The organism is Parasphingorhabdus sp., from assembly GCF_036963705.1.
In the GTDB taxonomy this organism is placed as follows: Bacteria; Pseudomonadota; Alphaproteobacteria; order Sphingomonadales; family Sphingomonadaceae; genus Parasphingorhabdus.
On sequence record NZ_JBALUT010000001.1, the window covers coordinates 48,453 to 60,990 of the forward strand.

Annotated in this window: 12 protein-coding genes; 4 read left to right on the forward strand and 8 right to left on the reverse strand. The window is 48.9% G+C overall.

Annotated features, from left to right (window positions below; genetic code table 11):
- Nucleotides 1-431: 431 nt before the first annotated feature.
- Entirely contained in the window at nucleotides 432-1,541 is a 1,110-nt protein-coding gene (locus V7680_RS00300) for a GGDEF domain-containing protein (protein ID WP_335651282.1), read from the reverse strand.
- A gap of 1 nt (nucleotide 1,542) precedes the next feature.
- Nucleotides 1,543-2,964: a Si-specific NAD(P)(+) transhydrogenase gene (gene sthA / locus V7680_RS00305; RefSeq protein ID WP_335651283.1), complete on the reverse strand. Its 1,422-nt coding sequence runs from the start codon at nucleotides 2,962-2,964 to the stop codon at nucleotides 1,543-1,545.
- A 342-nt stretch (nucleotides 2,965-3,306) separates the two neighbouring features.
- Between sthA and V7680_RS00310 the strand changes: the two genes are divergently transcribed.
- Nucleotides 3,307-3,474 carry a hypothetical protein gene (locus V7680_RS00310; RefSeq protein WP_335651284.1) on the forward strand — a complete coding sequence of 56 codons (168 nt, stop codon included), beginning with the start codon at nucleotides 3,307-3,309 and terminating at the stop codon, nucleotides 3,472-3,474.
- Nucleotides 3,475-3,999: 525 nt separating this feature from the next.
- Here V7680_RS00310 and V7680_RS00315 read toward each other — a convergent pair.
- From V7680_RS00315 to V7680_RS00330, 4 genes are all read right to left on the reverse strand, one after another.
- Complete coding sequence (locus V7680_RS00315) at nucleotides 4,000-4,596, reverse strand: hypothetical protein (RefSeq protein WP_335651285.1); 597 nt, start codon at nucleotides 4,594-4,596, stop codon at nucleotides 4,000-4,002.
- 447 nt (nucleotides 4,597-5,043) lie between these two features.
- Complete coding sequence (locus V7680_RS00320) at nucleotides 5,044-5,811, reverse strand: JAB domain-containing protein (RefSeq protein ID WP_335651286.1); 768 nt, start codon at nucleotides 5,809-5,811, stop codon at nucleotides 5,044-5,046.
- Between the two features lie 288 nt (nucleotides 5,812-6,099).
- Nucleotides 6,100-6,438 (reverse strand): hypothetical protein, encoded by a 339-nt coding sequence (locus V7680_RS00325; RefSeq protein WP_335651287.1) that lies wholly within the window; start codon nucleotides 6,436-6,438, stop codon nucleotides 6,100-6,102.
- Nucleotides 6,439-6,501: 63 nt separating this feature from the next.
- Entirely contained in the window at nucleotides 6,502-7,017 is a 516-nt protein-coding gene (locus V7680_RS00330; protein ID WP_335651288.1) for a helix-turn-helix transcriptional regulator, read from the reverse strand.
- 199 nt (nucleotides 7,018-7,216) lie between these two features.
- Here V7680_RS00330 and V7680_RS00335 point away from each other — a divergent pair, with 199 nt between their 5' ends.
- A complete protein-coding gene (locus tag V7680_RS00335; RefSeq protein WP_335651289.1) occupies nucleotides 7,217-7,384 on the forward strand; it encodes a hypothetical protein in 168 nt (55 codons plus the stop codon).
- An 849-nt stretch (nucleotides 7,385-8,233) separates the two neighbouring features.
- Here V7680_RS00335 and V7680_RS00340 read toward each other — a convergent pair.
- Nucleotides 8,234-10,531, reverse strand: coding sequence for a CHASE domain-containing protein (locus V7680_RS00340; protein ID WP_335651290.1), 2,298 nt, complete (start codon nucleotides 10,529-10,531; stop codon nucleotides 8,234-8,236).
- Complete coding sequence (locus V7680_RS00345) at nucleotides 10,528-10,920, reverse strand: response regulator (protein ID WP_335651291.1); 393 nt, start codon at nucleotides 10,918-10,920, stop codon at nucleotides 10,528-10,530. The genes V7680_RS00340 and V7680_RS00345 overlap by 4 nt, the downstream gene beginning before the upstream one ends.
- Before the next feature lie 420 nt (nucleotides 10,921-11,340).
- Between V7680_RS00345 and V7680_RS00350 the strand changes: the two genes are divergently transcribed.
- Nucleotides 11,341-12,126, forward strand: a complete 786-nt coding sequence (locus V7680_RS00350; RefSeq protein WP_335651292.1) for a response regulator — start codon at nucleotides 11,341-11,343, stop codon at nucleotides 12,124-12,126.
- A gap of 16 nt (nucleotides 12,127-12,142) precedes the next feature.
- Nucleotides 12,143-12,529 carry a response regulator gene (locus tag V7680_RS00355; protein ID WP_335651293.1) on the forward strand — a complete coding sequence of 129 codons (387 nt, stop codon included), beginning with the start codon at nucleotides 12,143-12,145 and terminating at the stop codon, nucleotides 12,527-12,529.
- Nucleotides 12,530-12,538 lie beyond the last annotated feature (9 nt).

The window sequence follows — 12,538 nt, forward strand, 5'->3', positions numbered from 1 at the left end:
CCAATTGATCTAAAGGGCTTTGGTTCGGATACGCGATGTCAGAAAGCTTGAAAACTTTCTACCAAGCTGTTCAGCCCCCGCAGGCCACAGTTTTGGTGAATGCAGTGCACCTGGTATGCGCTCTTCAGGATTGGGTAGGACGATTCATCGTCCTACCCAATTGAATTTGGGGGACCGGAAATCCAATTGCCGGAAATTCCCATCATAGCATTTTTGTTTGTTACAGCGACAAAGGGACCATCCATGACGGAGGCCCCTTGCGCACTCTAAGACTGTTGATCTGGTACCAGCGGGGCACGATCGTAAAGAATTGCTACTCTCTCGCCTCGACAGATACCGCCATTATATCGGAGAGAACAAGCACACCGACGGATATCCGCCGGATGGTAAGCGGAAGTTCACACTTTACAGTGAGTATCGCCATGTAAATATTATTTGTCGGAAATTCTGCGATTCTCGAAGTCATTAGAATATTTTCGCACCATGTTCCGGCCTTCTGATTTCGCATTGTACAGCGCGCCATCAGCCTTTCTCAAAAGGGTTTGCTTCGTATCACATGGCAAACATTGGGCCATGCCTACGGAGAAAGTCACTCTTCCGATAGGCTTCCCGGATCCCACGTCTACCAGGGATTTTTTCGACAACCCAAGCCGGCAATCATCAATCTGCTCGTAGACACAATCTATCTCGTCATCTTCAAATATTATCGCAAATTCTTCACCGCCGTAGCGGGAGATATTGCAACGACTGTTCGACAGAAGAGACAGTTGATCTGCGATCAAGCGCAATACGCGATCGCCGCAGTCATGCCCGAAAGTGTCATTTATCCGCTTAAAATGATCGACATCAACAAATGCCAAAACAAACGGCCGCTCTTCATCGTGCAGCCTTTCGAAGGCGATATCGAGATCCCGGTCGAATTTCCGGCGATTTGGAAGCCGCGTCAGCTTGTCATGATCAGCTTCGCTTCTCGCAACTTCCAGTTCCTGCTGAAGCGCTTCAAGTCTTTCATTGGTATGCGATATTTGCTTCTGGTTTTCACGAGTGGATTCAACCATCAAGGTCGAAAGGTCCAGCATCTTTTGAATGGCGTTATCGAGGCTACCTTTTCCGCCTCGGATATTGTCGGCTTGTTCGATCAACTGGCTTTCGTGCCGGATCGCATTTTCGCTGCCGGTATTCAGCATCTTGGTCGTATTGCGAATTTGCTCGACCGCTTGCAGAAATATTCTCTCAATCTGCTCATCGATAGATGAGTTGAAATATTTTTCATGCAGTTCAAGTGCCGATTGATCATTTAGGAGGGATGCCGATGCAGCCTTATCCAGCTCGGCCTTCAGCTCTTTTTTGTTACCGCAGACATATTCCCACGCCAGTTCAAAATTCTTGGCGTTCAATGACAGCTTATGTTGAGCAAGAAAACTAGCGATCTTGGCCAGAGGGTAATATTCGCTTGTCTGGTCTTTACAGACCGGACAAGTCTCCACTTCACGCTTGTCGCGTAAATAGGTTTCCAGTAGATTTTTGATATCGAGTTTCACATCATGCCCTCAGTCTGGGCTTCGGAAGCCGATTGTAGGCATCCAAGGCAGCTACTTTATACGCTTCGGCGAGCGTCGGAAAATTGAAGACATTATCCGACAGATAATCAATCCCGCCGTTTAGGTTGATGACCGCTTGTCCGATATGGATGAGCTCTGTAGCACCCTCTCCGACGATGTGGACGCCAAGCAGCTTGCGGTCATTGAGATCAAAAATGCATTTGAGCATGCCTTTGCAATTGCCCAGAATATGTCCGCGAGACGTCTCCTGGAAACGCGCAATGCCGATTTCCACCTGGTAGCCCTGCGTTCGGGCATCTTCCTCCGACAGACCGATGCTGGCGATTTCCGGAATTGAATATATACCCAATGGAAAACTATTTCCTCCATTGGTCAGGGGCACACCGAAAGCATGGCATGCCGCCTGGCGCCCCTGCTCCATCGACGTGGAAGCCAACGCTGGAAAACCGATGATGTCGCCGGCCGCGTAAATATTCGGCTGACTGGTTTGCAAAGTCTCTTTGTCGACCACCAGCCGACCACGACTATCGCATTTGATTCCCACTTTTTCGAGCCCAAGACTATCCACCGCGCCTACGCGGCCGGCAGTAAACAAAAGCATTTCAGACCGCAGCTGGCGACCGTCGTCCAGTATAATGTTGGGGCGATCTTGATCATCCAGCGTTATCTTTTCAATTTTTCGACCCAAACGAAGACTGATCCCACGTTCCGTGAGCTGATGGACAAAATTTGCGACAACGTCGCGATCGATAAACTCCAATATCTGTTCGCGGGCTTCCACGACCGTTACCGGGATGTCTAAGGTTGAAAAAATTGTGGCATATTCCAAGCCGATGACACCGCCACCAACCACCGTTATGCTCTTGGGCATCGGCAAGTTGGCTGCCACACTATCACTGTCGATCACGGTAGTTCCGTTGAAGGGAATGCTTTTCGGCCGAAATGGCTTGGTACCCACCGCGATCAGAAATTTATCGGCGGTAACCGAAAAATTTGTCCTCTGGCCTTGTGAATTCTGCTGAATTGCCAGCTTGTGGGTATCTGTAAACTTCGCTTTGCCCTTGAGGATCGCCACATTGTTTCGGGCAAGCTGATTGTCGATTACCTCGACTTCATCTCCTAGCGTTGTCGAAAGTCTAGAATTGATGGAATCTTGCATCATGTGGACCCCATTGCGAGGTTGCCGTGATTTGAAATGCTGGTCCCGCCATCCGGTAACCGATAGCACCGATTCCCGGATCGTTTTTGACGGCAAGGTGCCTGTGTGAACCGAGACGCCGCCAATCAGTTTTTGATCGTCAACCACGGCTACCGATTTCCCGAGCTTTGACGCTTGGATTGCGGCCCGGCGACCAGCCGGTCCTCCTCCAATTACCACAAAATCATAGTCATATTTAGCCATGCTGTGTTCCCTTCACGCTGTGGTTAACGGTGAAGCGAAGAAATCTTAAAACAATCCAGCATTGTAATTTTAATTTGACGGGTGCCCGGAATTTGATTCTGCTCGGAAATTCTCCATTTAGTACCTCGACAAGATCTGATAATATGCATGTGTCACTTTGGAACAACATGAATGAGGCTTCAGAAAAACAATATAATTAGATAGTTTAAGTTGTATTTGTAACCGCTTAAACGTAATGCCTGACCGTCAATTATCCGATCAGCTAAATATTTGGCTTTCAAAATCGAGACGTTATAGCATGAGATCGCTCAATATTGTTCCAAACACGCAATGTCAGCTGACATGAATAGTGGAAAAATAGATGTGCGTGCGCTGATTGAGAAACTGAAAGATGTATTGAGTTTTCTCGATGAGAATGATTTGGCGGTTCCTGCCATAAAAGTCGAAGAAGCGATCAACGCTTTGAAACAGATAGAGTTGGGTGATTCAGAGACAACTAAACGCGACTGATCAAGTTGCGTTGACCCACAGCGTCTGCTGCTTACCCTTCGCTAAAAACCGATTGCTCGCGGCACTATTGAATTTCATAAATCAGAAAAACACAATCCGCGTCTCTGCTGCGGATCTCGGGATCGCATTCGTGCGCATCGACCTGCATCTGTCGATTTCCATCCAGAGAGTCAGATATCACAGAACCATCTTGCCGGAGTTCCACACGACGATGGATGACGGCTTTGGCTTCGACACTAGTGGAAGCGCCACTGGTCGCTCCGGCTGCTTCAGTCCGACTACCTGGACCGTACAAGCAAATCGCCAGCGAGAGCGAAGAAATCACCGACAATCTGAGTGCAGGAAAAAGCGCATGCGATCCAAAATATTGTACGATGACGACCAACTCCTCTGGGATTGACATAAAATCAGAATCTCAGAGTTATTGACGGTCGAAACACTGCGTTCCTAACCCGTCATTTCAAATTTTGTTGTTCCCGTAATCGCTGGTTTTGGGTGATTATCAGTGGCTAGAAAGCAAGCTTTCTAAAGCGCGTCAGACAATTGTCTCGAAGCCCAGGCCTTGATGTCCGTTGCTATGATCTGATTATTCAATCCACAGACATCCAGAACACCCGTAAAAATTCCACCTAGGAACTGCCTCAGATCGATTATGGCATAAGGGGAACGATATGCGTCATCCCCTTCGGATGACAGAATCTGCTTAATATCTCCAAATGACAATATTTTGCACTGTTGGTGCCAGCTGTCTTCCGCCTTGAGCGTCAATAGGGCCGACAATTCCGCAAAGAGGAAATGGTTGCTTTGCTCGGAGCCATCAGCGTTCTCGGCGGCCAGAATTACTTTCGATAGCCCCGCCAACAGCATATCTTCAATCTTGATGATTTCCGCAATCGAGCGATCTGGGGTTGATCCTATTTCCAGATATTCAAAAGCGAGGGCCAGAAGCAATAACTCCCGCCAGGTATATGAGACCCGCTTGCCCTTGCCTGTATTGACACCGGTGGGGAAACCGAGCCGTTGCATATGCTGAATTCTACCGCGGAAAGCAGTCCTGTTGGCATCGGCAATATGATGCTTACGCGTCAAAATTTCCTGAATTTCTTTATACGTAAATTCCATTGTCATTCCCGAAGCTGAGCGGGATGTTCGTATCCGAACATCAAAATTTCATATTGGGTCAGCAAAAGCTTCGTGACAATCAGTTATTCTGAAATTCGCCGTCATCAGACTTCAAGTCCAAACATTGTTCACACCACGAAAGCGCATCCACGGTCAACTGGACACACCGTAAATCCCCGTTGTCGTGCGAGCGGCAACGTTCAACATATCCTTCTGATTCCAAAATCAACGCCAATCTGGTGATGATTGCAACTGGTCTGCGCAAGTTGCTAACCAGGTCCGACAGGATAACACATCTGCTTTCGCTTGCTGCAATATAGGCTTCAAGCACAAGCTCCCAAGCCGGATCTCCAAAAATATGGGAATTCAAGAAATATATGTTCCGTTGTCGCTGCTTCCGTAGCTCGGCTCTCGCTCGTTCAGTATATTTTGTTTCCAGCTCTAGAGTCATATTATTTTTAACTTTCTAAAGCTGGTCCAGCCATCGTTTGTGATAATAATATGGTCATGCAATCGGATTTCGAGTTCCAGGCACAATGTTTTGATAGATCGGGTAAATTCTATATCCGATTTGCTGGGTGTGACATTTCCGCCTGGGTGATTATGGGCTAAAATAATACCGCTGGCATCAAGCTCCAATGCGCGTTTCAATATGCATCGCGGCTGGACAAACATTCGCTGGGGAGAACCTGCGCCAAATTCCTGATCGAACAGTAGATGGTTCGAACTATCCAGAAACATCACACGCATTATCTCTGTGGTGCGCGAGCCCATCCTCGCCTGAAGATATTTCACAAGTCTTTGATCGGTGGCCGAAAACAACTTACGGGGTAATTCGTTCTGCAGATTGGCAAACATGAATTTTTCGGTTGCCTTGAGCAGACGCATCACCGCCTGATTGGCACCAAGAACTCTGAGAAGTGCTGCTTCCGATTCACCCATAACACGGCCAATCGAACCAAATTCATTTAGCAGCTCGTTCGAAAGTCTGGCGGCTTCGCCAGGCGCAACAACGGCTATGAGCTGCGCCAGGACATGTCCGTCCCGATGGCTCTCAATCTCTTCCGGTGGTATAATGTTCCGATGAACAGCACGACCAGCAACGGATAAGAAGAAGCTATTTGCATGATCATATAAGCTTTTGGATGTATGGTCACGTCGAGCATCTTTGCCGTATGAGCTACCAGCGCAATCGTTTGAAGCGAAACTACGCATAGCGGCCAAAACCTGTTTGCGCGAAGTGCGATCGCGAGCAAAGCAATCCACGCCGCCAAATCGATGACCAGGTGCCCGGGATCCAGTTTGGCATATTCAAGCGGAGTAAAGATGTGAACTGCGGGATCCAAAGCAACCATGCCGACAATGATGCCGGCGACCCAACGTTCTGGTCCCCCTCCTCGATACAGCGCATATACGCAAATCGCACCGAGGAAGAGGAGGAAAACGAGAGTTCGCATTGCTTAGGTGGAACATCCTCGAGCATTTCAGTCAACCTTTGATCGCTCAAGCGGCCACAGAAAACAATTTTCCTTCGCCAGCAGTCGCTTGAGCAGGCGGGCAGGTTTCGTGCACATCCATGCCTGCATATTCCCGTCCAACTTTCAGCAATTCACCGTGCACTCTCAAAACGTCGCTGCTAGCCTCAACCAGAGCCATCTGCGCTTTTGCTAACCTGCGAACAGCACCTTGCCCCGTCGCCGCTGGAACACCTGTTTCCAGGCGAGCCCGTATCAATGTCGACATCAGGTTGGACACTGAGATTAGCGCTTCATCTATGGAGGCTTCTGTCAGGGGAACATCTTGCTTGATCTGATCGGTGGCAATCTTGATTTGATAAGACATAGTTTTTCCTTCCCGCAAATCGCGGACTCATGTTGTTTAAAAAAGCGAGAGCCCAGTGGCTGCTTAGGCCGCCAACAGACTAGAAAGAGACTGGGAGACTGACAAACCGATCAATACAATTGCCAAAATTCCGATAGTCAACACGACTATGATAGCAATTCTTTGACCCGTTCCCAATGCGCGACCCGGTTCCTTCTGGATTTGCGACCAAAAATTTGTGTCACTCGAAATATCGACGTCATAAGTGGTTGATACTTCTTCGAGCATGACAGAAGTTGATCGCTCGTCCTGAGAACCTTGTGAGCCGAAAACATCATCGGAGGGAACACCTACCGGATCGTATAGTATCCGATCATAGGTCCCGGATGCCCGGGCATATATTAAAGCGGCCTCATCGCGCGTAGCTGCACACAGCACTCTGCGGGCGCTGACCAAGCGTTGATCAACGGCCGGCTTCGAAATCTCCAATATCCGGGCAATTTCCTTCGAGGATTTTCGCAGCACAACGAGATGCAGGCATTCTCGCTGCTTCTCCGTCAGTTTTGCCACACGCGATGATTCTAGCGCGATATCTTCCAAAATTAGTGCCCCATGAATAACTTGTTTACCATAGCTTTGCCATGCAGCGAACGCAACTAACACAATGCGTGCGGGAGGAGGTCGGTTCGGGAGAGCAGGATTAAGTTTGAACCCATTATTCCGTTAACCAAGAATTGCTGATCTCATTGAGACGATCGGGCAATTATTGATGATGTGAAACCACCGAGGAGTTTTCAACTTGACCGACAAAAAAGAAAAACGCCAAAGAATTGCGGTCATCGGCACACTTGAAGAGATATTGACCGAACTTGACGAGCAACAACTTTTTCTGCCGGCATTGAAGATAGTCGAAGCTTTGGAGGCTCTTGGTTCCAGCAATGCACCCGACTTATCTGCTGACCGCTGACGCTGAAAGTTGCCGGACAAACACTCTCTACCAATCTCGGTGTTGGTATGACTGCTTGGCGGTATTGATCGGAAATCCGCCCAGAATCCCAATCCTGCGAATAGCTCAAAGTCTTCCACGCCACCGATTCAGTCGACTTTTATCCGCAAGGCCAGGGTAAATTCAGAAGCTGGCGTTGGCTTTGCAAAAGACCTTTTGAATTAATGCCCATTTGTCTCTTGGCCATTGACCTGACCATGAGCCTTACAATCTTGCCAATCCGCCACTGTCTTCTTCAGTCGGACAAGCAGCGCACGGCTGGCGACGCTCAGGCCTGCACTGATGGAAACTTATGTGTTACTGGAAGACTTGGAGGCATCTATGATCCGGATTGGTCATCAACGGTGTTTTGCGAGCTACAATATTCACTCTCGGTTTGACCCGGAATGCCGCCAATCACAAATCTTAGCTCTGTCTCGGAACATTCCGATATAGGCCGACTCTCGATAATTTCGGTCAGATCGGGCCGATCGTTTCTGCTGTCGCCAACAGAGACTGCCGATGTTGCAAAATAGATAGGAAATAGAACGGCTGCGAAAATGCTCATGGAATATCTCCTTTGCCCATAATGTTCGAAACCGTCCTGTACGGAAGGTCGTCGAGACATCAGGACGCCTGACCAACATCACGCCAGCCAATGATATTCGTATGAACGGTCAAATTCCGATCGAATTTAGTCCTCGTCCGGAAAAATCTCGCATGCTTGAAGATCTTGATGCCGGCCCTCCGAAAGACAAGAAAATGTACGGGATTCAACATGGCTGCGACTTCCGCTGTCAATCGGGCCGATTAAGCGCATATGAGATGCCGTCAGGCTGCCCAATCTAGCACTGCGTTGCGCAAATCGTCGATCGCCAGCGGCTTCGCTAAATGTGCCTGCATTCCGGATTCTATGCAGCGGTCAACATCCTGATCAAACGCGTTTGCGGTTAATGCTACAATGGGCAGCGCGTTCGCGTCGATTCCGTGGCTTCGAACCATATTTGTCGCCTTGAAACCATCGACAAATGGCATCTGCAAATCCATCAGAACCAAGTCATATTGATTTCTGGCCATATCCGCCCTGCGGATCATCGCAACAGCTTCGGCGCCATCGACGGCGAGCTCGTATTCATATCCCAGTTTTGTGAGCATTTCTCCGATCAGCAGCTGGTTAACATCATGGTCTTCCGCGACCAGAATACGTTTCACAATCGCTGTTTCCGCATGCCGAACCTCAGAATTGGATGGGAGCTTGATTAGGTTTCCGGGCGCTTCCTCATCGAACCTTTCCACAGGTATTGTGACGGTGAATTCTGAGCCCCGGCCCAGTTGACTTTTCATTTTAATCGAACCGCCCATTAATTCGATAAGCTGCTTGCTAATCGTCAAACCCAAGCCGCTGCCACCATATTTTCTTGCAGTTGAATCATCCTCCTGGATGAACGGTTCAAAAATAACAGCTTGGCGATCAGGAGCGATGCCTGTTCCGGTATCGGCGACCGAAACATGCAGTTCTGAACAACCACCCTCCAACTGATCAGCGTTCGTAATTTTTGCCGATATCGTGATATAACCGGAATCGGTAAATTTGATCGCATTTGCCAATAGATTCATCACAACCTGACGTAGCCGGAACCCATCCACCTTTATCCAATGCGGGAGGTTCTCATCCAGATCCACCAACATTGTCAGATGCTTTTCTTCCGCATTCGGAGAGAATAGCTTCACACAGCTATTCAATAAATGACGCACATCGGACGGTTCCGGTGTGATTGCCATCGTGCCTGAATCTACTTTGGAAATATCCAGAATGTCATTGAGCAAAGTCATCATCGAAGAGCCGGAATCGGATATCAGCCGAACATATTTCTGCTGGGTATCATTTAACGTCCCGTCGTCCAGCAATTGGGTAAAGCCGATGACACCATTCATCGGCGTACGGATTTCATGACTCATATTGGCAAGAAATTTTGACTTCGCGCCTGTCGCAGCTTCGGCAACATTCAACGCGCTCACAATCTGTTTTTCTTTATCAACGAGTATTTGGGTTTTGCTTTCAACCTCGTCTTTTACATAGGCCTCGCGGCGGGCGTAAAAAATCACCAGCGTCGAGAAAGCTAGCATTAGAGCCAGTCCACCAATCAGGACGAACATAGGCTCTTGTGTCCCCACACTGCTCTCAAATTCAGGCGTGCTGCGCCAGGTGACGGTCCATTTCTGCCCCATGATCGGCAATGTCTCGGTCACCGAATATTGCGGCGTCCGGGATTTTTGGGATATCTCGTTGCTCGTAAAAATCAATTGGTCTGGATCCGTGGAATTGCCATCATGGACTGTAATATCAAAATTTTTGCCTTGGCTTGCGGTTAGATCCTGCATGAAGCGGACAGCGACAAATGGCGCGTATATCCAACCACGAAAGGCAGCACGTCGCTGCGAAACGGAAGTTAAAGAACGCCCCGTGTCGTATATTGGTCGAAGCAGCAGGAAGCCGGCACTTTTTGTTTTGTCCTGCACCAAGAATATCCGTTTGGTAATTGTCGCCTCGCCGGTGTCTCTTGCCCGATAGGCAGCCGAACGCCGGTTATTCTCAAAACCGATATCAAGTCCTACAGCTTCTTTGTTCGAAGATATTGGTTCGATGTAGGAGATCGACAAAATTTCGGCCCATTCGGTTCGCGGGTGGACTGTGACGCCACTGACACCGCGAGCTGAAAGATCCGCCAGATATTCTCGTTGCTGCGATCTCAATATTGGCTCGATAAAACCGATCCCGTTAATCCCTGGCAACGTTTCCTCAATCTTCAAAATACCGACGAAGGTCTTCCAATCTCTTACCGTGACGCGGTCAGACGCTGCGAATAACGCAGCCCCGCTGTCCAGCGATTGCTTGTATGATTCAATCCTGTGGGTGAGTGCCTGCTCGCTATCCTTGGATATGGTCTTGAAGGCCGCCAGATTTCTCTCATATGTCGCGGTTTTGGTCGAATTCCATGAAAAGATTGTAAGGCCAAGCAGCACGACCATTCCAAGTAATAACGTGATCGCCGAAGTCCGGTCCAGTATAAATAGCCCAAGAATTTTTCCTGTAGAATCTGTATGTTCAGGCAAATCTTCCAATATCATAGGCCAACTTGTTGCAAGAATTGCTGCGCACCCAACAATGTGGCCACCCGGTTAGCCAGATCATGCGGAGAAAATGGCTTCTCCATATAGTCCGATGCGCCTGATCGATAAGCATCTGCCATGTCGTTTTTACCCGTCTGGCTGGTCAGAACCAGCACCGGGATTTCTGCAGTTCTGGCATCCCTTTTGAGATTGTGCATTACCTCCGGTCCGGTCAAGCCGGGCATAAGGTTATCCAAGATGACAATATCCGGGGAAACTCGCAGTGCCGCTGACAACACGCTATATCCATTGTCCACGACTGTCACTTGATGGCCGCAAGACTCGAGCTTGTGAAAAACCAAGTCTCCGAGCAAAGCATCATCATCCGCAAACAAGATATTCGCCACTTCAAGTTCCTTTGTGTTCGAGTTTCTAGCCAATGGCGGTATGACCAAATAGATATGTCTATTCTCGCAGAACCGATCGTCTCCGCGCCTTGAAGTTATAACGGGTAGAGCTGCGGTAAATTAACCGTCTTATTCACAGTCAGATTGGCAATAATAGCCACTTCGCTTGAAATTCGACGAAATTCCCGAGCCATGTTTAGACAAATGGAGTCAGCAAACGCTCTGGTTTCTCCGACGTCGCAAAGCATGATTTTGCTTTGGGAGTATCAAACGCGGCGGCGTTGCCAAATCTGCTACCGTTGATCGCGAGCACATTTTTTCTTAACCAAACTCCCAAATCACCGTCATTCATTACGGCCCAAGTGAAGTCCGGTTTGAAACGAGAACCCAGATAGCGAGTGCCAGAGATGGGGAATAAGCATGAGCAGAATAGACAGATTTAACCAAACGCCTGGACGCAGTGCGCTTTCGGACCAGACCACAGCCCAAACTTCACCCAGGACCAAGGCCCGCCTGTTATTAGTCGAAGATCACGATGTGAACCAGATTCTTATCGAGGCTATGACCAAGCGATTGGGATATGACTCCGAAATGGCCGCAGACGGTATCGAAGCAGTCGAACGGGTGGACCAGTCGATAGCTCAGGAAAATCCATTCGATCTCGTGCTTATGGATATCCAGATGCCCTTAATGGATGGCTACGAAGCCACACGGATGATCCGGGCGAGTGGGATCTCAGAAGAAATGCTCCCGATTATTGCGCTCACTGCGAACGCCTTTGGCGATGACATAAGAAATTGTCTGGCGGCAGGCATGCAGGCCCATATTGCAAAACCAATCGACATTTCCAATCTCGATTCCATATTACAACAATGGGTAAAGCCCAAGCAAGTGGAAGAAAGTTGGCAGCCGTCCAGCGAACCGCAAAGCTGTATGTCCGACGACTTGATCCGCCGCTATCGCCTGCGCAAGGAGGAAGCCATCAACAGTGTAGCCAGCCTCCTGAGAAAGGGCACTTTTACGGGAATGGAGATCCGCGAAGTATCCGATCAGATGCATAAGCTTGCCGGAACCGCTGCGATGTTTGGTGAAGCGAATTTGGGCAATCACGCAAAACTTATCGAAGATGGGCTGAAACAGTGGAAAATAGCCGATCGACCAAGGAAAACGAAGCTCGCGGTCGAGCGTTTTCTGGCCGCGGCGTGAAAGGTTAAACGAAGCTATGGCCCGAATTATCTATGCAGAAGACGATGAGCTTATGGGTGAAATTGTGCGCAGCACATTGGCCAAGGATGGCCACATCGTGGGCGTTGTGGCTGATGGTAAATCTGCTTTGCAAGCGATCGCTTTCAAAAGCCCGGATCTTGTAATTCTCGATTGTTCGATGCCCGAACTTTCAGGGATACAAGTGCTGGAGCGAATGCGGCTGGACCAAGCGTTGTATAATATGCCGGTATTGATGCTGACCGGAAGGCAAAGCGAAAAGGATATCAGTCTTGCGGCCTATGCCGGAGCGGATGCCTATGTAAAAAAGCCGTTTGATCCTGAATATTTGCTCTTCGTCGCTGGTTCTTTGCTGGAAGAAGGACGTGCCGGCGGCAATATGTGATCGCGCGTT